The sequence below is a fragment of the Micromonospora sp. DT68 genome, assembly GCF_049847245.1.
In the GTDB taxonomy this organism is placed as follows: domain Bacteria; phylum Actinomycetota; class Actinomycetes; order Mycobacteriales; family Micromonosporaceae; genus Micromonospora; species Micromonospora profundi.
On record NZ_JBNCNZ010000002.1, the window covers coordinates 556,008 to 578,190 of the forward strand.

The 22,183-nt window shown below is 70.7% G+C and carries 20 protein-coding genes; 11 read left to right on the forward strand and 9 right to left on the reverse strand.

From position 1 onward, the window contains the following. Positions 1-54 precede the first annotated feature (54 nt). The 3 genes from ACPXB1_RS05790 (at position 55) to ACPXB1_RS05800 (ending at position 4,725) form a co-directional block, all read left to right on the forward strand. Positions 55-1,473: a carbohydrate-binding protein gene (locus ACPXB1_RS05790; RefSeq protein WP_355591189.1), complete on the forward strand. Its 1,419-nt coding sequence runs from the start codon at positions 55-57 to the stop codon at positions 1,471-1,473. Positions 1,474-1,645: 172 nt separating this feature from the next. After that, complete coding sequence (locus tag ACPXB1_RS05795; RefSeq protein ID WP_425734881.1) at positions 1,646-3,034, forward strand: chitinase; 1,389 nt, start codon at positions 1,646-1,648, stop codon at positions 3,032-3,034. Positions 3,035-3,219: 185 nt separating this feature from the next. Further along, positions 3,220-4,725 carry a cellulose binding domain-containing protein gene (locus ACPXB1_RS05800; protein ID WP_425734882.1) on the forward strand — a complete coding sequence of 502 codons (1,506 nt, stop codon included), beginning with the start codon at positions 3,220-3,222 and terminating at the stop codon, positions 4,723-4,725. 12 nt (positions 4,726-4,737) lie between these two features. Here ACPXB1_RS05800 and ACPXB1_RS05805 read toward each other — a convergent pair whose 3' ends face one another. Next, entirely contained in the window at positions 4,738-5,409 is a 672-nt protein-coding gene (locus tag ACPXB1_RS05805) for a DedA family protein (protein ID WP_355591198.1), read from the reverse strand. Positions 5,410-5,526: 117 nt separating this feature from the next. Further along, positions 5,527-6,141 (reverse strand): DUF1349 domain-containing protein, encoded by a 615-nt coding sequence (locus ACPXB1_RS05810; protein WP_355591201.1) that lies wholly within the window; start codon positions 6,139-6,141, stop codon positions 5,527-5,529. 58 nt (positions 6,142-6,199) lie between these two features. Here ACPXB1_RS05810 and ACPXB1_RS05815 point away from each other — a divergent pair, with 58 nt between their 5' ends. Further along, a complete protein-coding gene (locus tag ACPXB1_RS05815) occupies positions 6,200-7,852 on the forward strand; it encodes an alpha-amylase family protein (RefSeq protein WP_355630981.1) in 1,653 nt (550 codons plus the stop codon). A 63-nt stretch (positions 7,853-7,915) separates the two neighbouring features. Then, the gene (gene fabG, locus ACPXB1_RS05820; protein WP_355630978.1) at positions 7,916-8,671 is read left to right on the forward strand and encodes a 3-oxoacyl-ACP reductase FabG; all 756 of its coding nucleotides are present in this window, start codon (positions 7,916-7,918) and stop codon (positions 8,669-8,671) included. Positions 8,672-8,762: 91 nt separating this feature from the next. Here the strand turns inward: fabG and ACPXB1_RS05825 are convergent, their stop codons facing one another. Next, the gene (locus ACPXB1_RS05825) at positions 8,763-9,179 is read right to left on the reverse strand and encodes a hypothetical protein (RefSeq protein ID WP_355591210.1); all 417 of its coding nucleotides are present in this window, start codon (positions 9,177-9,179) and stop codon (positions 8,763-8,765) included. After that, complete coding sequence (locus tag ACPXB1_RS05830; protein ID WP_355591213.1) at positions 9,172-9,567, reverse strand: hypothetical protein; 396 nt, start codon at positions 9,565-9,567, stop codon at positions 9,172-9,174. Before ACPXB1_RS05830 ends, ACPXB1_RS05825 begins: the two co-directional genes overlap by 8 nt. Positions 9,568-9,806: 239 nt before the next feature. Here ACPXB1_RS05830 and ACPXB1_RS05835 point away from each other — a divergent pair, with 239 nt between their 5' ends. Continuing rightward, entirely contained in the window at positions 9,807-10,706 is a 900-nt protein-coding gene (locus ACPXB1_RS05835; protein ID WP_355631036.1) for a Gfo/Idh/MocA family protein, read from the forward strand. A gap of 153 nt (positions 10,707-10,859) precedes the next feature. Here the strand turns inward: ACPXB1_RS05835 and ACPXB1_RS05840 are convergent, their stop codons facing one another. Then, the gene (locus ACPXB1_RS05840) at positions 10,860-11,051 is read right to left on the reverse strand and encodes a DUF2795 domain-containing protein (protein WP_355591215.1); all 192 of its coding nucleotides are present in this window, start codon (positions 11,049-11,051) and stop codon (positions 10,860-10,862) included. A gap of 186 nt (positions 11,052-11,237) precedes the next feature. Here ACPXB1_RS05840 and ACPXB1_RS05845 point away from each other — a divergent pair, with 186 nt between their 5' ends. After that, the gene (locus ACPXB1_RS05845) at positions 11,238-12,491 is read left to right on the forward strand and encodes an erythromycin esterase family protein (protein ID WP_355630975.1); all 1,254 of its coding nucleotides are present in this window, start codon (positions 11,238-11,240) and stop codon (positions 12,489-12,491) included. Between the two features lie 100 nt (positions 12,492-12,591). On the opposite strand, the gene ACPXB1_RS05850 is transcribed toward ACPXB1_RS05845, so the two are convergent. The 3 genes from ACPXB1_RS05850 to ACPXB1_RS05860 form a co-directional block, all read right to left on the reverse strand. Beyond that, complete coding sequence (locus ACPXB1_RS05850; protein WP_355632123.1) at positions 12,592-14,805, reverse strand: MMPL family transporter; 2,214 nt, start codon at positions 14,803-14,805, stop codon at positions 12,592-12,594. After that, positions 14,805-15,392: a TetR/AcrR family transcriptional regulator gene (locus ACPXB1_RS05855; RefSeq protein WP_355591224.1), complete on the reverse strand. Its 588-nt coding sequence runs from the start codon at positions 15,390-15,392 to the stop codon at positions 14,805-14,807. The genes ACPXB1_RS05850 and ACPXB1_RS05855 overlap by 1 nt, the downstream gene beginning before the upstream one ends. Positions 15,393-15,492: 100 nt before the next feature. Further along, a complete protein-coding gene (locus ACPXB1_RS05860; RefSeq protein WP_355591227.1) occupies positions 15,493-15,927 on the reverse strand; it encodes a winged helix-turn-helix transcriptional regulator in 435 nt (144 codons plus the stop codon). 75 nt (positions 15,928-16,002) lie between these two features. On the opposite strand from ACPXB1_RS05860, the gene ACPXB1_RS05865 reads away from it, so the two are divergent. The 4 genes from ACPXB1_RS05865 (at position 16,003) to ACPXB1_RS05880 (ending at position 21,449) form a co-directional block, all read left to right on the forward strand. Beyond that, complete coding sequence (locus tag ACPXB1_RS05865; RefSeq protein WP_425734883.1) at positions 16,003-17,475, forward strand: MFS transporter; 1,473 nt, start codon at positions 16,003-16,005, stop codon at positions 17,473-17,475. Beyond that, positions 17,472-18,431: a DNA polymerase domain-containing protein gene (locus tag ACPXB1_RS05870; RefSeq protein ID WP_355591233.1), complete on the forward strand. Its 960-nt coding sequence runs from the start codon at positions 17,472-17,474 to the stop codon at positions 18,429-18,431. Before ACPXB1_RS05865 ends, ACPXB1_RS05870 begins: the two co-directional genes overlap by 4 nt. A 107-nt stretch (positions 18,432-18,538) precedes the next feature. Continuing rightward, the gene (locus ACPXB1_RS05875) at positions 18,539-18,985 is read left to right on the forward strand and encodes a helix-turn-helix transcriptional regulator (protein WP_425734884.1); all 447 of its coding nucleotides are present in this window, start codon (positions 18,539-18,541) and stop codon (positions 18,983-18,985) included. Between the two features lie 103 nt (positions 18,986-19,088). After that, on the forward strand, positions 19,089-21,449 hold the full coding sequence (locus ACPXB1_RS05880; RefSeq protein WP_425734885.1) for an ATP-binding cassette domain-containing protein: 2,361 nt from the start codon (positions 19,089-19,091) through the stop codon (positions 21,447-21,449). A gap of 13 nt (positions 21,450-21,462) precedes the next feature. Here ACPXB1_RS05880 and ACPXB1_RS05885 read toward each other — a convergent pair whose 3' ends face one another. After that, the gene (locus ACPXB1_RS05885; protein ID WP_355591242.1) at positions 21,463-22,089 is read right to left on the reverse strand and encodes a TetR/AcrR family transcriptional regulator; all 627 of its coding nucleotides are present in this window, start codon (positions 22,087-22,089) and stop codon (positions 21,463-21,465) included. Positions 22,090-22,183: the final 94 nt, after the last annotated feature.

The window sequence follows — 22,183 nt, forward strand, 5'->3', positions numbered from 1 at the left end:
GTACAACTCCTGAGAGAGCGCTCTCTCGACCGTCCCCCGCAGAGAGGCACGTCCATGGAACCTCCTTCGGCGGCCACCACCGCCCCACCCGTCCGACGCCGCCTGCTGGCGTCCGTCCTGCTCGTCGCCACCACCACCGCCCTGGCCGGCGTCACAATGACCGCGCAGGCCGCCGTGCCGCCCCCCGCGTCCGGCTGGAGCACGGTCTGGAGCGACGACTTCACCGGCGCGGCCGGCACCCTGCCGTCGGCCGCCAACTGGATCATCGACACCGGCTACAACTATCCCGGCGGCCCGGCCAACTGGGGCACCGGCGAGATCCAGCGCTACACCGCCAGCACCGCGAACGTCAGCCACGACGGCAGCGGCAACCTGCGGATCACGCCGTTGCGCGACAGTTCGGGCGGCTGGACCTCCGCCCGCATCGAGACCGTCCGCAGCGACTTCAAGGCGCCGGCGGGCGGCGTGCTCGCCATCGAGGGCCGGATCCAGATGCCGAACGTCACCGGTGCGGCGGCGTCCGGCTACTGGCCCGCGTTCTGGGCGCTCGGCGCTCCCTACCGGGGCAACTACCAGAACTGGCCGGGCATCGGCGAGTTCGACGTGATGGAGAACGTCAACGGCCTCAACTCGGTCTGGGGCGTACTGCACTGCGGTGTCGCGCCCGGAGGGCCGTGCGACGAGTTCAACGGCATCGGGGCGTCCCGGGCGTGTCCGGGCAGCAGTTGCCAGTCCGCGTTCCACACCTACCGGTTCGAGTGGGACGCCTCGACAAGCCCACAGCAACTGCGCTGGTACGTCGACGGGCAGCTCTACCACACCGTCACCCAGAGCCGGGTCGGTGAGTCGGCCTGGTCGCAGATGACCTCGCACGCGGGCTACTTCCTGCTGCTCAACGTGGCGATGGGTGGGGCGTTCCCGAACGGGGTGGCAGGCAGCGCCACGCCCACGGCGGCTACCGTCCCGGGGCGGCCGATGCTCGTCGACTACGTGGCCGTGTACCGGCGGGGCGGCGGAACCACCCCGCCCACCACGCCGGCGCCGACCACGCCGCCGCCGAGCGGCACGCGGGACGCGTACGGGCAGATTCAGGCCGAGGCGTTCAGCGCGCAGAACGGTGTGATCGTGGAGGCGTGTGCCGAGGGTGGGCAGAACATCGGCGCGCTGCGCAACGGTGACTGGGTGCGTTACGACAACGTGGAGTTCGGCTCCACGTCACCTCGGGACTTCGTGGCCCGGGTGGCCTCCGGCGCCGGCTCCGGCGTGAGCGGTCTGGTCGAGGTGCGGCTGGACAGCCCGACGGCGACGCCCATCGGCAGCTTCGCGATCGGCAACACCGGCGGCTGGCAGAGCTGGACCTCGGTGCCCGGGAACGTCGCCGCGGTGACCGGTCGGCACTCCGTCTACCTCACCTTCACAAGCGGTCAGCCGAACGACTTCGTCAACGTCAACTGGTTCACCTTCCGCCGCTGAGGCGGCGGCGTTCGCCGGGTCTCCCACCGCGCCGAGGTGCGGTGGGAGACCCGGTCGTCCGTGTCTGGGCGCGGTCATTCACGCGGGCCTCTGGACAGGAACAGTTAACTGTCTTAATAATTAGCGCCAACGTAGACGTACATGAATGCCCAGTCCGGGCGTGGAGGGCCGCATGAAGCCTGCCAGATCCCTTGTCCTGTCCCTGGTGACCGTGCTGGCGGCGACGCTCGGCGCGGCCTGGGTGGCGCTGCCGGCGTTCGCCGCAGGCCCGACCGCCAGCTTCGTCAAGACCGCCGACTGGGGCGCCGGGTGGGAGGGGAAGTACACGATCACCAACGGCGGCAGCTCGACAATCAACGGTTGGAACCTCGTCTTCGACCTGCCGGCAGGCACCACGCTCGGCAGCTACTGGGACGCGTTGCTCACCTCCGCCGGCCAGCGGCACACCTTCACCAACCGGTCCTGGAACGGCAGCATCGCCCCCGGGGCGTCGGTGTCCTTCGGCTTCCTGGCCAGCGGCTCCGGCTCGCCGACCGGCTGCCAGCTCAACGGCGCACCGTGCGGCGGCGGCACCCCACCGACCACCCCGCCTCCCACGACCCCGGCCCCCACGACGCCGCCTCCCACAACGCCACCGCCGACCACGCCACCGCCCACCGGCGAGCTGCCGAAGCACCTGCTCACCGGCTACTGGCACAACTTCGACAACCCGGCGGTCGAGCTGCGGCTGCGCGACGTCCCCACCCAGTACGACCTGGTAGCTGTCGCCTTCGCCGAGGCCACCTCGACGCCGGGCGCGCTCACCTTCGGCGTAGACCCCGGGCTCGCCGCCTCGCTCGGCGGGTACACCGACGCGGACTTCAGCGCCGACGTGCGTACCCTGCACGCCCGCGGCCAGCGGGTCATCCTCTCCGTCGGCGGCGAAACCGGCCGGGTCACCGTCAACGACGCGGCATCGGCAACCGTGTTCGCCGACACCGCCGCCGCGCTGATCACCCGCTACGGCTTCGACGGCATCGACATCGACCTGGAGAACGGGCTCAACCCGACGTACATGGCGCAGGCGCTGCGAGCGCTCCGCGCCAAGATCGGCTCCGGTCTGATCATCGCGATGGCGCCGCAGACGATCGACATGCAGTCCCCGGCCAGCGGCTACTTCAAGCTCGCCCTGGACATCAAGGACATCCTCACCGTCGTCAACACCCAGTTCTACAACTCCGGGGCGATGCTCGGCTGCGACCAGAACGCCGCGTACTCCCAGGGCACCGTGAACTTCATCGTCGCGCTGGCCTGCATCCAACTGGAGGCCGGGCTGCGCCCCGACCAGGTCGGCCTCGGCCTGCCCGCCGGCCCCGGCGCCGCCGGTGGCGGCATCGTCGCGCCCAGCGTGGTGAACGCCGCGCTGGACTGCCTGGCCCGGGGCACCAACTGCGGCAGCTTCCGGCCGCCGCGCACCTACCCGGGCATCCGGGGGGCGATGACCTGGTCGGTCAACTGGGACGTCAGCAACGGCAACGGCTTCGCCCGCACCGTCGCGCCGCACCTGGACACCCTGCCCTGAGCCGTCCGACGCCCGCGCCGGCGTCGGCACCACCCGCGCGGCCGACCTCACCCGGCCGCGCGGGGCACCACCGCCCGCCGCTTCGCCGTCGGGCGACACCCCCACCACACCGGTCCCTGGAGGCCACGTGAAACTCCGATCCCCCCCGCGCGGCGACGTTCGCCGTCGCGCTGGCCGCCGCGCTGGTGGCGGCCACCCTCGTCGCGCCGCAGGCCGCGTCCGCCGCCACCGCCGCCTTCGTCCGCACCAGCACGTGGAGCAGCGGGTACGAGGCCAAGTTCACCGTCACAAACAACACGTCCACGCCGATCACCTCCTGGGACGTCCAGTTCGATCTGCCCTCGGGCAGCACGATCGGGTCGGCCTGGGACGCCGTGGTGAGCAGCTCGGGCCAGCACGTGACCGCCCGCAGCCAGTCCTGGAACGGCGCGCTGGGCGCAGGCGCTAGCACCTCGTTCGGCTTCGTCGTCGCCGGCACCGGGGACCCCACCAACTGCACCGTCAACGGCTCACCTTGCGCCGGCGGTCCGACCACCCCGGGCGCCCCCGCCACGCCCGGTGGACTGCGCGTCACCGGCACCACCGCGTCGGCGGTGTCGCTGGCATGGAACGCGGTGAGCGGCACAGTGACCGGCTACCGCGTGTACGAGGGTTCGACGGTCCGTGCCACTGTCACCGGTACGTCGGCGACAGTGTCCGGCCTGGCCGCCTGCTCGGTGCACAGCTACACGGTCGCCGCGTACAACTCGGCAGGGGAGTCGCCACGGTCGGCGGCGGTCGCCGCGAGCACCACCGGCTGCACCGGCGGCGGCGGTTCGATGGCCGTCGCGCCGTACCTCTACCCGGGTTGGGGTGACCCGCCCGCACCGGCGACCGTCATGTCGGCGACCGGCGTCAAGTGGTTCACCATCGCGTTCGTGCTCTCCGGCGGCGGCTGCACGCCCGCCTGGGACGGCGGCGGCCCGCTCACCGGCGGCGCGCACGCCAACACCATCGCGGCCATCCGGGCGGCCGGCGGCGACGTGATCCCGTCCATCGGCGGCTGGAGCGGCAACAAGCTCGGCCCGAACTGCTCCTCGGCCAGCGCCCTCGCCGGCGCGTACCAGCAGGTGATCAACGCGTTCGGACTCAAGGCGATCGACATCGACATCGAGAACAGCGACGAGTTCGAGAACGAGGTGGTGCAGGACCGGATCCTCGGCGCGCTGAAGATCGTCAAGCAGAACAACCCGGGCCTGAAGACGATCATCACGTTCGGCACCTCGACCACCGGCCCGTCGTACTACGGCACCCGGCTGATCAACCAGGCCGCCGCGCTCGGCGCCAACATCGACACCTTCACGATCATGCCGTTCGACTTCGGCGGCGGAGCCAACATGTACCAGAGCACTGTCAACGCGGCCGAAGGCCTGAAGAACACGCTGAAGACGGCCTTCGGCTGGTCCGACGCGACGGCGTACGCTCACATGGGCATCTCCGGCATGAACGGGCTCTCCGACCAGCAGGAGCTGACCACGCCGGCCACCTGGGCCCAGGTCCGTGACTGGGCGAAGGCGCGCGGGCTGAGCCGGTTCACGTTCTGGTCGGTCAACCGGGACCGGCCGTGTCCGGGCGGGGGAGTCGTCTCCAACTGCTCCGGCATCGCGCAGAACACGTGGGAGTTCACGTCGATCAGCGCCCAGTTCGGCTGAGTCGGACGCGGATCAGCGACCGGCGGTCACCGACCGCCGGTCGTCGCGTCCCCGGCGCCGGCGGATCTTACGGATCGCCCAGCTGGCAGTCATGACGACGAAGACCGCGATGATGGCGTAGTTGAACCAGTCGCTGTACCGCTCGACGTCCTGCCAGCGGCTGCCGAGCAGGTAGCCGGCGCCGACGACGAGGGCGTTCCACACGCCGCTGCCGATCGTGGTGAGCAGGATGAACTCGCCGAGCGGCATCCGGTTGGCCCCGGCCGGGACGGAGACCAGGCTGCGCACCACCGGCACGACCCGGCCGATCAGCACCGCCCACCGGCCGTGCCGTTCGAACCAGCGGTCGGCCTTCTCCAGGTCGTCGCGATCCACCAGGGGGATGTGGTCCAACCAGCGCTTGAGACGCTCCTCGCCCAGCGCCGCGCCCAGCCAGTAGAGCACCAGCGCGCCGACGAGCGAACCGGCCGTGGCGGCAAGCGTCACGAGGAAGACGTTGAACTGACCCTCGTGGGCCAGGTAGCCGGCCATCGCCAGCACGATCTCGCTGGGGATCGGCGGAATGATGCTCTCCAGCGCCACCAACAGGGCGACGCCGACCGGACCCATCCCCTCGATCACGGAGGCCACCCAACCGGTCAACCCGGTGAACTCGGACGGGTCACCCGCCTGGGCGTACGCCATTGGAAGTCCTTCCGCGCAGGCAACGGGGATCAGGACCCTCTACCCGCAGACCGGGCGACGCACACCTGCCCGGTGACAGCGGCCACCCGCTCGGGCGGCCCTGCGCCGCCCCGGCCGTCAGTTCTCGGGGTGCACCGCCGTGTCGGCCGGACCCTGCCGCCAGCCGGTGAACCGCACGACGAGCCCGGTCCGCGAGGGCGCGCAACAGAACGGGCCCGCCGTGACCTGTGCCTCCGGGTCCAACGGTGTCAGCCGGACCAGTCGCCACGGCTCGTCGTCAACCCGGGCCCGGACGGTAAGCGCGTCGCCGGCCCGGCTGACCCGGACCGTGACCACCCGGTCGGCCCACTCCGGCACCGGTGCCACCGACCAGTCGGAGACCTCCCGCGTCACCACCGCGCCGAGTTGCAGGTCGCCGTCGCTCACCTCGACACCGGCCTTGGTCCAGGTCCGCTCGTCCACCCACACCAGGACGCCGGCCTGGTCGAACTGCTCAGTGAGTTCGAGGGCGAAGCTCACCTCCATCGCGGTGCCGACAGGCAGCGGCGCGAGCAGGGCCGGGGCGTCCTCGTGGACGAAGCCGTAGCTTGTCCGCCGCCACAGGTCGCTCTCGGCCGCGGGCTCGACAAGCAGTTCGCCGTCCGGACCGTGCTCGGTGCGCACCGGCGGGTGCAGCCAGGTGCCCCGGGCCCAGTCCAACGGCTCACTCGGTGGTACGAGCTCGAACGCCATGACGGAAACGGTACCCGGCGGGTTTGCCGCGATGATCAATCGGACATGTTTGGACGGCATGGGTGACCGTTGGTATTCCGAAGCCGTTGTCTACTGCCTCGACATCGACACGTTCGCCGACTCCGACGGCGACGGGGTCGGCGACATCCGCGGCCTGATGGGCCGACTGGACTACCTTGCCCGGCTGGGCGTGACGTGTCTGTGGCTGCACCCCATCCACCCCTCGCCCAACCGTGACGACGGGTACGACGTCACCGACTTCTACAACGTGGACCCTCGCTTCGGCACACTCGGCGACTTCGCCGAACTGCTGCACCAGGCGCAGAACCGGGGCATCCGCGTGATCATCGACCTGGTGGTCAACCACACCTCCGACGAGCACCCGTGGTTCCAGTCCGCCCGATCCTCGCCGGACTCCCCGTACCGCGACTGGTATCTCTGGGCCGACCACGAGCCCGCGGACCGCCACCAGGGCATGGTCTTTCCCGGGGAGCAGAACGAGACCTGGACGTACGACCGCACCGCCAAGGCCTGGTTCTACCACCGCTTCTACAAGTTCCAGCCCGACCTCAACGTGGCGAACCCGCAGGTCCGCGCCGAGATCAAGAAGATCATGTCGTTCTGGCTCCAGCTCGGCGTCTCCGGTTTCCGGATGGACGCGGTGCCGTTCATCATCGAGCTGACCGAGCCGGGCAACCCGAAGTCGCCGAAGGACTTCGAGTTCCTCAGCGAGCTGCGCCAGCACGTGCAGTGGCGCCGGGGCGACGCCGTCCTGCTGGCCGAGGCGAACGTCGAACCCGACGAACTGCCCACGTTCTTCGGCGACGGCGGTGGCTCCGGCAACCGGGTCCACATGCTCTTCGACTTCATGCTCAACGGTCGGCTCGTGCTCGCCCTTGCCCGGCACGACCCGGAGCCGCTGATCGAGGCGTTGCGCGACACCCCGAAGCTGCCCGTCGGCGGGCAGTGGGCCACCTTCCTGCGCAACCACGACGAGATCGACCTGTCCCGGCTGACAACCGAACAACGCAACCAGGTGTACGCGGAGTTCGGCCCGGACGAAAACATGCGCATCTACGACCGGGGGATCCGTCGACGGCTGGCTCCGATGCTCGACAACGACCGGCGGCGCATCGAGTTGGCGTACGCCCTCCAGTTCTCCATGCGGGGCACGCCGGTGCTGCGCTACGGCGAGGAGATCGGCATGGGGGAGGACCTGTCGCTGCCCGGCCGGGAGGCGATCCGTACCCCGATGCAGTGGTCCTACGCGGCGAACGCCGGCTTCTCCACTGCGGACCCGGAGAAGCTGGTCCGCCCGGTCATCGACAAGGGTGAGTTCAGCTATCAGCAGGTGAACGTCACGGCCCAGACCAGCGACGCGAAGTCGCTGTTCGCCTGGTTCGAACGCATGATCCGCACGCTGCGCGAGGCGCCCGAGATCGGCTCCGGCTCGACCACCCACATCGACGTGTCGATGCCGCCCGGCGTGCTTGCGCACCGGGCGGACGGCCCGACCGGGACCATGGTGTTCGTGCACAACCTCGGCACCGACGACGTCGAAGTGGACCTGAGCAGCCTCGAACCGGAGGCCGACATGCCGATGGACGTGCTCAGCGACCGTGGCTACGGCGAGTTGGGCAAGCTCGGGGCGGTCAAGGTGGCCGGTTACGGCTACCGGTGGATCCGGCTCTGCCGTGGCTCAGCCTGGTGACCTCGGCCGGAAGGCTCCGGGGTTAAGCTCCTTCGATCGACCCCAAGTTACCCGGAGGTAGTCATGTCGGAGCCCCGCGTCGCCATCGTCACCGGAGCCGCACGCGGTATCGGTGCGGCCACCGCCCAGCGGCTGGCCGCCGACGGGATGGCCGTCGCCGTCGTCGACATCGACGAGTCGACCACCAAGGAGACGGTGGACGCCATCATCGGAGCGGGCGGTCGCGCCCTCGGCGTCGGTGCCGACGTGTCCGACCGGGCGCAGGTCGAGGCGGCCGTCGAGCGGGTCGCCGCCGAGTTGGGCGCGCCGACCGTGCTTGTCAACAACGCCGGCGTGCTCCGCGACAACCTGCTGTTCAAGATGACCAGCTCCGACTGGGACACGGTCATGGGGGTGCACCTGCGCGGCGCGTTCCTGTTCAGCCAGGCCGCTCAGAAGCACATGGTGGAGCGCAAGTGGGGGCGGATCGTCAACCTCTCCAGCACCTCCGCCCTGGGCAACCGGGGTCAGGCGAACTACGCCGCCGCCAAGGCGGGCCTCCAGGGCTTCACCAAGACGCTCGCCATCGAGCTGGGGCCGTTCGGGGTGACAGCCAACGCGGTCGCCCCCGGCTTCATCGTCACCGACATGACGGCGGCCACCGCCGCCCGGATGAAGGTCGACTTCGAGGACTTCCAGAAGCACGCCGCCGCCGAGATCCCGGTCCGTCGTCCGGGTCGCCCGGAGGACGTCGCGCACACCATCTCGTTCCTGACCAGTGAGGGCGCGGGGTTCGTCTCCGGCCAGGTCATCTACGTCGCCGGCGGCCCCCGGGCCTGATCGTTCTCCCGACGAGGACGCACCCTGCACGCCAGGGAGCGTCCTCGTCGTGCGTTTGCGGTCGACCGTGTTTGCGCGGTCAGTTGTGCGGTCAGGCCGGGTCGCGGCGGGTCCGCCAGAGCCAGACCAGGCCGAGCACCGGCAGCACCAGCGGGATGTAGCCGTATCCGCTGCCGAACTGCGACCACACCGTCTCGTCGGGGAAGAGCTCCTTGTCGACAAGGCTCAGTACGCCGACCGTGACGACCCCGACCAACTCCACCGCGCAGCAGGCAAGGGCCACGCGCCGACCGGCGTGGCCGGCACGGGCGAGCCCCACCGCGGCCACGATGTAGATGAGCGCGGCCACCGCGGAGAGCAGGTACGCCACCGGCGCCTCGTCGAACTTCGTGGCGATCTGGAGGCCGGCCCGGCTGGTCGCCGCGATAGCGAAGATCAGGTAGACGGCGATCAGTAGGCGGCCCGGACCGCTGTTGGTGGTGCGGCGGGCCGGCTGTGTCTCAACCACCGAGCACCTCCCAGGTCTGCTGCAACCGGACCACCACCACAGGGGTCACCAGGCAGACCGCGCAGACGATCGCCGAACCCCACCGGGTCGGTTCCATCCGGGCCAGCACCCAGGCCAGCGGTGGCAGGCAGACCAGCGTGACCAGATAGCCGAAGAACGCGCCGGGCTCACCGGGCCGGTCGCCACCACCGATCGCGACAAGCGCGAGCACGCCCAGGACGAGCAGCGCCAGCTCCAGCAGGGCCAGACCGGCGAACTGCACCCGGTCCGGTGGCCGCTGACGTATCGCCACGACCAGCGCCCACACCGCGACGAGCAGCGACAGCACGATCGATACCGTCGCGGCGATCCCGTCCACCGGCGAGCTGGCCGCCGCCGCGCTGGTCATCGGCCCCACCCGGTCGTTGCCTCGGTCACCGGCACAGCCTACTAACCGTCGTAGTACCCCACGACCCTGCCTCGCTGTCGTCGGCCGCTCGTTCTGGCCGGAGCGTTCTCCGCGCCGGTCACCACTACCACCCTGGCGCTCCGGTTGGTCAACCCGCCGCCGGCACGCCCGGTGCGGCGACTAGCGTGGATCAGGGCCGTGGCGTCACCACGGTGGGGACGACGGCGGAGGTACACGTGCTGCGGTTCGGCTTGTTCGGCACCGGTCACTGGGCGATCGAGACGCACGGAAAGGCGCTGCACGCACACCCGGACGCGGAACTCGTCGGGGTGTGGGGGCGCAACCCGGAGCGGGCCGCCTCACTGGGCGAGATGTACGGAGTGCCGACGTACAACGACATCGACGCCCTCATCGAGCAGTGCGAGGCCGTCGCCGTCGCGCTGCCGCCGGACATCCAGGCCGACATCGCGGTACGGGCGGCCACTGCCGGCCGGCACCTGCTGCTGGACAAGCCGCTGGCGCTCACCGTCGCCGACGCCGACAGTGTCGTCGCCGCAGCCGAGGCGTCCGGGGTGGCCTCGGTCGTCTTCTTCACCCAGCGGTTCCAGCCGAACGTCACAGCGTTCCTCGCCGCGACCGCCGCCGCCGGTGGCTGGCAGCACGGGCGGACCACGGCGTTCGCGTCGATCTTCCAGGACGGCAGCCCGTACGGCGGCTCGCTGTGGCGGCGGGAGCACGGCGCGCTCTGGGACATCGCCCCGCACGCGCTCTCGATCCTTCTGCCGGTGCTCGGCCGGGTGACCCAGGTCGCAGCCATCGACGGTCCGAGTGGCATGGTGCACCTGCTGTTCACCCACGAGGGCGGCGCCACCAGCAGTGCCGCGCTGTCCCTGGACGCTCCGCGCGAGGCGATGGCCCGGGAGTTCGTGTTCTACGGCGAGAACGGCATCGAAACCGTTCCGCACGGCGAGTACGACGCGGCCACCGCGTTCGGGGTGGCAATCGACCAGCTCATCGAGCAGGTACGCGCCGGCACCCGCGACCACCGCTGCGACGTCCGCTTCGGTCGCGAGGTCGTCACCATCCTCGCCGCCGCCGAAACCGCCCGCACAACCTCCCGCACAGTCCCCCTCCCGTAACCCCGGCTCCGCCCCCCGGCCTCCCCGCTGGCCTCCCCGCTCCTCCCGTTGATCATGAGGTTGGCGGGCCGGAACGGCGCTCCGGGCCCCGCTAACCTCATGATCAACGGGGTGGGTGGGTGGGTGGGGGCCGGGCCCTGGTCCGGGGCCGTTTCAGGAGAGGGTGGTCAGCGCGGCGGCAAGCTCGTCCGGCGACTCGAACTGCTCGGCCGGCAACGCCTGCACCATCTGCAACAACGCCGTGCTGGCCCCGTTCTCCTGCGCCCAGCGGAACAGGTCCTCGCGGGAGACCGGGTAGTCGAGCCCTGCCAGGTACTCCTGCAACTGCACCCCGGTGACGGTCATGCCGGCCGGCTACCCGCTCATTTCGGGCGTACACCGGGGCGGGCCGGGTGGTGGCGACCCGTCGCCGGACCACGAACGACGCGCCCCGCGGACGGCTCGCCAGCGCTGTCGAACCGCCGGTCGCGCGGCGTGTCGGCCCACGGCGCGCCGACGGTTTGTCGAAGCGGTCGCCGGGTAGCCGCTGCCATGCTGGTTCAGCGGCTCGGCGCGCCGAGCGACTTCGACCCGTTGCTGGAGCGCGTCCGGGACTCCCGGGTGGTGATGATCGGCGAGTCCACCCACGGCAGCTACGACTACTACCGGCTGCGTGAGCAGCTCACCCGCCGGCTGATCGCGGAGTGCGGCTTCTCGTTCGTGGCGGTGGAGGGTGACTGGCCGGACTGCGACCGGGTGCACCGCTCGGTGACCGCCGCCCCGGGCGGAGCGCTGGAACCGCAGAACGCACTCGAACGCTTCGAACGGTGGCCGACCTGGATGTGGGCGAACGCCGAGGTGGCCCGGTTCTGCAGGTGGTTGCGGGCCTGGAATCTGGAGCGGCCGGAAGGGCAACGGGCCGGCTTCCACGGGCTCGACGTGTACAGCCTCTGGGAGTCGATGCAGGCGATCTTCGACTACCTGGGGGAGGAGGACCCGAAGTCGCTGGAGGCGGCGCAGGACGCGTACCGGTGCTTCGAGCCGTACGGCAAACGGGTCGAGGATTACGGCGCGGCCAGCCGGTTCGTGTCCGCGCGGTGCGAGGAGGAGGTGATCCGGCTGCTGGCGCGTACCCGGGAACAGGCCCTCTCCGGCGGCCCGGACCGCTTCTCGGCCTGGCAGAACGCGGAGGTGGTGGCCGGCGCGGAGCGCTACTACCGGGCGATGGTCGCCGGCGGCCCGGATTCCTGGAACATCCGCGATACCCACATGCAGGACACCCTGGATCGGCTGCTGGAACGGTACGGCCCGGACGCCCGCGGGATCGTCTGGGCGCACAACACGCACGTCGGGGACGCGCGGGCCACCGACATGGCCGCGGACGGGATGGTCAACATCGGGCAGTTGGCCCGGGAGCGGCACGGCGACGACGCGGTGACGCTCATCGGGTTCGGCACCTACCGGGGAACGGTTATCGCCGCTCCCCGGTGGGGCTCGCCGCCGGAGCCGATGGTGGTGCCGCCGGCGCGGGAGGGCTCGGTCGAGCGGCGGTTGCACGAGCTGATGCCGGAACGGGCGGTGCTCGTCTTCGACGGCGACCAGCCGGGCTGGGTCACCGACACCTCGGACCATCGGGCGATCGGTGTGGTCTACGACCCGTCGTTCGAGTCCTGGGGCAACTACGTGCCGACGCGGCTCGGTGAGCGCTACGACGCGTTGATCTGGTGCGACGAGACAACAGCCCTACACCCGCTGCCCGTCCCCGCCGCCCCAGGAGAGATGGAGACGTACCCGGCCGGGGTGTAACCGGCCCGGCTGGCGTCGATCATGGAGTTGTGGTGCCTGTTGTGCCCTGAATCAGGCGATTCGTCCGGCACCACAACTCCATGATCGACCGGTTAGGGCGTTAGACGCGGGACGGGGTTTGGTCTGCCAGCTCCGTGCGGAGCTTTTCGCCCTCGATGTCGACGTTGGGCAGGACGCGGGACAGCCAACGCGGCAGCCACCACGCCCGGTCGCCGAGCAGGGACATCACGGCGGGGACGATCGTCATGCGGACCACGAAGGCGTCGATGGCCACACCGACGGCGAGCGCGAAGCCCATCGACTTGATCACCGGGTCCTCGAGGAAGACGAAGCCCCCGAACACGGAGATCATGATCAGGGCGGCGGCGGTGACCACCCGGGCGCCGTGGCCCATGCCGCTGATCGTGGCCTGCCGGGCGGTCTCACCGTGCACGTAGTCCTCCCGCATACGCGACACCAGGAAGACCTCGTAGTCCATGGCGAGGCCGAACAGGATGCCGATGAGCAGGATCGGCAGGAAGCTGATCAGCGGGGCCGGAGTGTCCAGGCCGACCAGGTCGGCGAGGTGCCCCTGCTGGAAGACAGCCACAGTGATGCCGAACGTGGCGGCGACGGTGAGCAGGAAGCCCAGCGCGGCCTTGATCGGCACCAGCACCGAGCGGAACACCAGCATCAGCAGCAGGATCGAGAGCCCGACGACAAGCAGCAGGTAGACCGGCAGCGCGTCGGAGAGCTTCTCGGAGACGTCGATGCCGACAGCCGTGACGCCGGTGAGCAGCACCTCCGCGTTGGGGATTTCGCGTACCGAGTCGCGGATGTCGTTCACCACGGTTTCGGTGGCCTCGTCGGTCGGGCCGGTCTTGGGCACCACACCGAGCAGCGCGGTCCGGCCGTCCGGGCTGATTTGCGGCGGCGCCACCGCGAGGACGTTCTCGGTGCCCTGGATGAGAGCGGTGACCTGTGGCACGGCGGCAGAGGTGGCCTGCGGCGTGTCACCCGCGACCACCACCGCGAGCCGGCCGGTGAAGCCCGGCCCGAAGCCCTCGGTGGTCAGGTCGCTGGCCACCCGTTCGGGCGAACCGACTGCCGCCGTCGACGCGTCCGGCAGGGCCAGCCGCATGTCCGGCGTGGGCAGCGCGAGCAGCCCCAGGCCGAGCAGGCTGAGCAGGATGACGGGTACGCGGAACCGGGTGACGAGCCGCGCCCAGCGGAAGCCGAACGTGGACCGGTCCTCGGTCGTCGCCTCCGGCCGGTCGTCGAGGTCCGCGCCATCGGCCGGCGCAGCCGCCCCGGCGGCACCGGCGCGCAGCCGGCGGGGGAGTACCCGGCGGCCGGCGAAGCCGAGCAGCGCGGGTTGGAGGGTGATCGCGACGAGCACCGCGACGGTGACGGTGCCGGCTGCGGCGAGACCCATCACGGTGAGGAATGGGATGTTCACCACGGCCAGCCCGGCCAGGGCGATGACAACTGTGGCGCCCGCGAAAACCACGGCGGAGCCGGCGGTGCCCACGGCCCGGCCGACCGCCTCCTCCGGGGAGAGGCCGTCGATCAGGTTCTGCCGGTACCGGGAGGTGATGAACAGCGAGTAGTCGATGCCGACCGCGAGGCCGAGCATCAGCGCCAGGATCGGCGCGGTGCTGGTCAGCTCGATGACACCGCTCAGCGCGAACAGGCCGGCCATGCCGACGCCCACGCCGATCAGGGCGTTGAGCAGGGTCATCCCGGCGGCGACGAGCGAGCCGAACGTGACGATCAGAACGATCGCGGCCACCAGTACGCCGAGCGCCTCGGTGGAGCCGACCTCCGGCTCACCACCAAGCACCTCGCCGCCCGGTGCGACCTGCCAACCCTGCGCCTCGGCGGCGGCACCGACCTCCTCGTACGCGGTGCGCTGCTCGTCGGTCACCCCGTCGAAGCCGTCCGCGAACTGGACCTGGACCAACGCGTACCGGCCGTCGGGCGAGACCGCGCCGACCTGGAGCGGGTCGACCGCGCCGACCACGCCGGGCAGCGCGGAGGCCTCCTGAACCAGCTGCTGCAGTACGGCCTGGCCCTCCGGGCGGGCCAGTTGGCCGTCTGCCGGCGCCTTGACGGCGATGGTGCCGGTGACGCCGCTGGCCACCGGGAACTGCTCGGCGAGCAGGTCGAGGGCACGCTGGCTCTCGGTGCTGGGCATTGTGAAGTTGCTCGCCGTCGGGCCGCGCAGGGTCGCCGCGGCCAGACCGGCGACGACGAGTACGACGAGCCAGAGCGCGACGACGAGCCGTCGCCGGCGAAGCGCGCCCCGGCCGAGCCGGTAGAGCAGGGTGGCCATCAGGAGTCCTTGTCCTCGGTCGTTGATAGGTGTTGCAGGGTTGCCTCGACGGGTGTGATGGCCCGCCGTACGAGGGTGAGCAGGGCGACGCGAAGTTCGTCGTCGGGTACGTCGGCGAACTCGGCGCACGCCTCGGGGATGCCGGCCAGCAGCACGAATGCGGTGATCTGGGCGGCTGGCCGGTCGGAGTGCCCGGCCATGGCGTCGCGCAGGCGCTCGGAGATCTGCTGGATGTGGGCGAAGGCCGGCTGGCAGAGCAGTTCGGCGAATTCGCCGCGCAGGAGCGCGATCTCCCGCCGGAACCGGACGGCGAGGTCGACGAAGCCGACGGCGGCGGCCTCCTGGCTGTCCGTTCCGGTGCCGTCGGTGAGCTGGTCGTCAAGGTCTCGCAGCATCGCGATGGCCGGTGCCATCAGCTCGGCGAGGAGAGCTTCCTTGTTCGCGAAGTGGTAGAGCACCGTGGCCTTGGAGCAGCCGACCTCGCGGGCGATGTCCTGCAGGGAGGTGCCGCGGTATCCGGTTACGGCGAACTGCCGTGCCGCCGCGGCGAGGATCTCACCGTGCGTCGCGGAAACTGCTCTGGCCATCGCTGGTCCACCTCCGCGAACCAGCATGCCTGACCGATCGGTCAGACCCTGACCGATCGGTCAGAAATCCCTCGTGGTGTTCCCCACACCCGGCCCTGGTTTAACCGGCGTGCTCCCTGTCGTACCTGGTCCGCGCCTCGGCGATGGCCCGACGGTGCCGCTCGGCCCAGTTGGTCAGGGCGACCAGGGACTCGTACAGCTCCAGCGCCATCGGGGTGGCCGTGTATTCGACCTTGGGCGGCACTGTCGGATAGACCCGGCGGTGCAGCAGGCCGTCGCGTTCCAGGTTACGCAGCGTCAGCGTGAGCATCCGGCGGCTGATGCCCTCGATGTGCCGCTCCAGCTCGGTGAAGCGCACCGGCCCGTTGGAGGCGACAACCAGGATGCTGATGCTCCATTTGCCGCCGACCCGGTCCAGCACCTCGCGGACGGTGCACGCCTTGGCCTGCCCGGCGGTGAACGGCACGTCCCCGGCCGCGCAGGTCAGCTCCGCGTCGACCAGTGCGGACACATCGCTGTTCCTCTGGGACATCACAGTGCCTCCTTCCGCTCCGACTCATGGTCACAGACGATGACGTCGGTAACAAAGCATGCACCAAGGAGGAGTTTCATGGACCGGGTCGTTCCGCCCCGCTGGCCGGCGCTGCTCGTGCTCTGCGCCGGCAGCCTGATGATCATTCTGGACGGAAGCGTGGTGGCGGTCGCGCTGCCCGCCATCCAGCGCGACCTGGGCTTCACCGCCCCCGGCCTGGCCTGGGTGGTGAACGCCTACCTGGTCGCCTTCGGCGGATTGCTGCTGCTCGCCGGCCGCCTAGGCGACCTGCTGGGCCGGCGGCGCGTCTTCCTGGCCGGCGTAGCGCTGTTCACACTGGCCTCGCTGGGCTGTGCCGCGGCCACCGGGCCGGGCCAGCTCGTCGCCGCGCGTTTCGGTCAGGGCGTCGGCGGCGCTCTGGCGATGGCGGTAAGCCTCGGCATGATCGTCCGGCTCTATCCCGAGCCTGCCGAGCGGGCTCGCGCCATCGCGGTCTTCAGCTTCACCGGCGCAGCCGGCGCGTCGATCGGGACGGTGGCCGGCGGGTTGCTCACCGAGCTGGCCGGCTGGCGGTCGATCTTCCTGGTCAACCTGCCGATCGGAGTGCTCATCCTGGTCGCCGCCGTCCGCACCCTCCCCGCCGAACGGGGGATCGGCCTGCGGGCCGGCCTCGACGTACCCGGGGCGCTGCTCGCCACCTCCGGCCTGATGGCCGCCGTGCTGGGCATCGTGGGCACCGCCGAGCACGGCTGGACCAGCAGCCGGACCCTCGGCGCGGCGGCGCTCGCGGCGCTGCTGCTCGGTGGGTTCGCCGTCCGCCAGCGCACGGCGTCGACCCCGCTGCTGCCGGGCCGGGTGCTGCGCGTACCAGGTCTGGTCGCCGCGAACAGCGTGCAGTTCCTCATGGTCGCCGCGTACTTCGGTTTCCAGTTCCTGCTCGCAGTGGAGCTGCAACTGGTCCTCGGGCTGGACGCGGCGGCCACCGGCTGGGCCTTCCTGCCCACCCCTGTGGTGATCGCCGTGATCTCGCTCGGCCTGGCCGGCCGGCTGATCGCCCGCTGGGGCGCCCGGAGCGTGCTGGTGACCGGGCTCGGCCTGGCGGCCGTCGGCTTCCTGCTGCTCGCCAGGCTTCCCGCCGACGGCGGCTACCTCACCGACGTACTCCCCGCGATGGTGATCTTCGGGGTTGCCGGCGGTCTGACCCTGCCGGCCGTCACCACCCTTGCCATGGCCGGGGCGACCGACGCGGACGCCGGGCTCGCGTCGGGGCTGGCAAACACCACCCAGCAGGTCGGCGGCGCGGTCGGCCTGGCCGCGTTGAGCACGCTGGCCGCCGTGCGCGCCGACGGTCTGCGGGCCGCAGGCTGGGACGAGGTGGACGCGCTGGCCGGCGGCTATCGGGCCGCGTTCGCAGTGGCCGCCGCCCTGGTGGTGACCGTGCTGCTGCTCGCGCTTGCCACTCTGCCCCGCGCGGGTCGCCGCAATCTTCCTCCGTCGAAGCGCCGCGTCCGGTTGACCGACAGCTCCCCGGCCGGGAGGGTGATCGGGTGACCGAGGCTGACGAGACCCGCGACGGCGTGGCCCTGACCAACCTGGACCAGCCGCTGTCCGACCGCGCCGACGCGACCAAGCGGGACCTTGTCGACTATCTCGACGCGGTCCGGGAGCGGATCCTGGCACAGCTACGGGACCGGCCGCTGTCGGTGATCAGGGTCCGACCGGGGCAGCCCCCCTTCATGCAGAAGAACCTGCCGAAGTACACCCCGGACTGGGTCCGCCGCGTGCCGGTCTGGGCCGAGGCCTCGCACCGGGAGATCTCGTACGCCCTCTGCGACGACCGGCGGACACTGCTCTGGTTCGCCAACCAACGGGCCGTCGAATACCACCCGACGCTCGCCACCGCGGCCGACCTGCACCGCCCCACGCACCTGGTGCTCGACCTCGACCCACCCGAGGGCGACGGGTTCGCGGCGGCGGTAGGTGCGGCACTGCTGGTCCGTCAGGCGCTCGCCGACGCCGGGATGGCCGGAGCGGTAAAGACCAGCGGCGCCAAGGGTGTGCACGTCTTCGTTCCGGTGGCCGGTGAGCCCACGGCGGAGGAGTTGGCCGCCGCCACGCGTGCGCTCGCCGTCCGCGCCGAACGGCTGGACCCGGCGCTTGCCACCACGGCGTACATCAAGGAGGACCGGGGCGGCAAGGTCTTCGTGGACGCCACCCGGTCCGGCGGTGCGACTGTCGTCGCCGCGTACAGCCCTCGACTGCGTCCCGGGATGCCCGTGTCGTTCCCTGTCGACTGGGCCGACCTGACCGATGTGACCCCGGCGGACTTCACCATCCGGACCGTGCCGCCGCTTGTCGCCGAGACCGACCCCTGGGCCACCCTGATGCCGGCGCCGCAGTCGCTGCCCGCCGACCTGGTGGCCGAGGGACGGACCATCCCGGTGGCCCGGGTGCAGGCCATGCACGAGGGCAAGCGCCGGGCCCGAGCCCGCCGCGAAACCACCTGACGGTACGCCCCGGAGCGGCTCGCACCGGCCCGCTGCCGCCCCGACCGGCGGGAACCCGCCCGTTCGGTGATCCAGATTTGTCGGTGGCGTGTGGCACGATTTTCCAGGTGAGCAGCAGACCTGCCGCCGCGCGCCTCGACGATCTGGCGCGGCTGCGCCGTGTGCGTGACCGGATCGACCGGGAATACGCGCAGCCGCTGGATGTCGAGGCGCTCGCCCGGGGTGTGCACATGTCAGCCGGGCATCTCAGTCGGGAGTTCCGGCTCGCCTACGGCGAATCTCCGTACAGCTATCTCATGACCCGCCGCATCGAGCGCGCGATGGCCCTGCTGCGGCGCGGTGACCTCAGCGTCACCGACGTCTGCTTCGCGGTCGGCTGCTCGTCGCTCGGCACCTTCAGCACCCGCTTCACCGAGCTTGTCGGTGTGCCACCGAGCACCTACCGCCGGCAGGCGGCAGGAGCGACGGAGGGCATGCCGTCCTGCACCGCCAAACAGGTGACCAGACCGGTCAGAAATCGAGAAGCGCAGGTCACGCGACCGGGCCTACCGTGACCGCCACGGGTCGAAGCGGCGTGGGTGGCCCTGGCGTCACTCCGGGCGCGACCCGACAGGCGCCGGCCAGCCGGGGCACGCCCGCCGGACAGATGGAGAGACGATGAGCAAGCACGCCGCCGACAGCCACGACCTGATCCGGGTGCAGGGCGCGCGCGTCAACAACCTCAAGGACGTCACCGTCGAGCTGCCGAAGCGGCGTTTGACGGTGTTCACCGGCGTCTCCGGTTCGGGCAAGAGTTCGCTCGTGTTCGGCACCATCGCCGCCGAGTCGCAGCGCATGATCAACGAGACGTACAGCGCCTTCGTGCAGGGGTTCATGCCGACGCTGGCCCGACCCGAGGTCGACGTGCTGGACGGGCTGACGACGGCGATCATCGTCGACCAGGAGCGGATGGGCGCCAACGCCCGATCGACCGTCGGCACCGCCACGGACGCCAACGCGATGCTGCGCATCCTCTTCAGCAGGCTCGGGCAGCCGCACATCGGTTCGCCGAACGCGTTCTCCTTCAACGTTCCGTCGGTCCGGGCGAGCGGCGCGATCACCGTCGAGCGCGGCGCCGGCAAGTCCAAGACCGAGAAGGCGACATTCAACCGGCTGGGCGGCATGTGCCCGCGTTGCGAGGGCATGGGCTCCGTCACGGACTTCGACCTGTCCGCGCTCTACGACGCCAGCAAGTCGCTTAACGAGGGCGCGATCACCATCCCCGGCTACAGCATGGAGGGCTGGTACGGCCGCATCTACCGTGGTTGTGGCTACTTCGACCCGGACAAGCCGATCGGCAAGTACAACAAGAAGGAGTTGCAGGACCTGCTCCACAAGGAGCCGACCAAGATCAAGATCGAGGGCATCAACCTGACGTACGTCGGTCTGATCCCGCAGATCCAGAAGTCGTTCCTTTCCAAGGACATCGACACGCTGCAACCGCACATCCGTGCCTTCGTCGAGCGGGCGGTGACGTTCACTACCTGCCCCGAGTGCGAGGGCACCCGGCTCAGTGCGGAGGCACGGTCCTCGAAGATCAACGGCAAGAACATCGCCGACGTCTGCGCCATGCAGATCAGCGACCTGGCCGGCTGGGTCCGGGGCATCAGCGACTCCTCGGTTGCCCCGCTGCTCGCCGGGCTGCAACACCTGGTGGACTCGTTCGAGGAGATCGGGCTGGGCTACCTGTCCCTGGACCGGCCGTCGGGCACCCTCTCCGGCGGCGAGGCGCAGCGCACCAAGATGATCCGCCACCTCGGGTCGTCGCTCACCGACGTCACCTACGTCTTCGACGAGCCGACCATCGGGCTGCACCCGCACGACATCGCGCGGATGAACAACCTGCTGCTGCGGCTGCGCGACAAGGGCAACACAGTGCTTGTCGTCGAGCACAAGCCGGAGGCCATCGCCATCGCCGACCACGTGGTCGACCTGGGCCCCGGCGCCGGCACGGCAGGTGGCGAGGTGGTGTTCGAGGGCACCGTGGCCGGGCTGCGGGCCAGCGACACCCTCACGGGCCGGCACCTCGACTACCGGGCCGGCGTGAAGCCGTCCGTACGGACGCCGTCGGGTCTGCTGGAGATCCGGGGCGCGAGCACCCACAACCTGCGCGACGTCGACGTCGACATCCCGTTGGGTGTGCTGGTGGTGGTGACCGGGGTGGCCGGGTCGGGCAAGAGTTCGCTGATCCACGGCTCGGTGTCCAGCCGGGAGGGCGTGGTGTCTGTCGACCAGAGCGCGATCCGTGGGTCGCGGCGGAGCAATCCGGCGACGTACACCGGGTTGCTGGAGCCGATCCGGAAGGCGTTCGCGAAGGCGAACGGTGTGAAGCCGGCGCTGTTCAGTGCCAACTCCGAGGGCGCGTGCCCCGGCTGCAACGGCGCCGGGGTCATCTACACCGACCTGGGAATGATGGCCGGTGTGGCGGCCACCTGCGAGGAGTGCGAGGGCCGGCGGTTCCAGGCTTCGGTCCTGGAATACCGCTTCGGTGGCCGCAACATCAGCGAGGTGCTGGCCATGTCGGTGACCGAGGCGGAGCGGTTCTTCGCCGACGGCGAGGCGCGTACGCCAGCCGCGCACGCCATCCTCGACCGGCTCGCCGACGTCGGCCTCGGTTACCTCAGCCTCGGCCAGCCGCTCACCACCCTGTCCGGCGGCGAGCGGCAGCGGCTCAAGCTGGCCACACGGATGGCCGAGAAGGGCGGCGTCTACGTCCTCGACGAGCCGACCACCGGCCTGCATCTCGCCGACGTCGAGCAGTTGCTCGGCCTGTTGGACCGGCTCGTCGACTCCGGCAAGTCGGTGATCGTCGTCGAGCACCACCAGGCGGTCATGGCGCACGCCGACTGGATCATCGACCTGGGTCCGGGTGCCGGTCACGACGGCGGGCAGGTCGTCTTCGAGGGCACCCCGGCGGATCTCGTCGCCGCCCGCTCTACGCTCACCGGCGAGCACCTCGCGGTGTACGTCGGCGGTTGAGCCGGCGCTGAGGTCAGCTCCCGGCTCTGCCCGGTCGGCTGATGGGGGCGGAGAGCATGCCGGTGATGGCGTCGACGAGGAAGTCACCGACCTGCGGCCACCGGGGGTCTTCGCCGTCGCGTTCGGCGCGTGCCTCGACCTCTGCGGCCGCGGTGCTGACGATGCGGGCGATCAGGCGCGCGCGGCCGGCGACGATGTCCGGGTCGAGGTGTCGCAGCCGCGCGGCCAGTGACGCGCGCAGTTGCATAGCCTGTGGCGTGATGTCCTGGGCTTCCCGCATGATCGGCGCAGTAGCGGGGTTGTGGAGGACGTGGTCGAGGAACCGGGCTCGCCAGCTCGGTCGCGGCAGGTGGTCGAGCACCCGCATGCTCGGCTCCACGAGGCCGCGTATGTCGCCGAGGACGGAGTCCTCGGGTGGGGGCATCTTCTCGCGTTGTTGCGCCACGTCGTGCACGTGGCGGGCCATGAGTGCCTTGAGTAGGCCGTCGCGTCCGCCGAAGTAGTAGCGCACCGCCGAGTGGTTGGTGTTGCCGGCCGCCTCTGCCACTCTCCGGTCGGAGATCTCCGCGACGCCCGACTCGGCGAAGAGCCGTTCGGCCGCGTCGAGCAGGGCGGTGCGTGCCGCCACTGACCGCCTCATGACCGGCTCCCTCGCTGTTCTCACCCCGGATGTGACTCAGGTCAACCTAGCCGGATTCCCGCATCCGACCTGCGCCGCCTACAGTTCGTAAGTC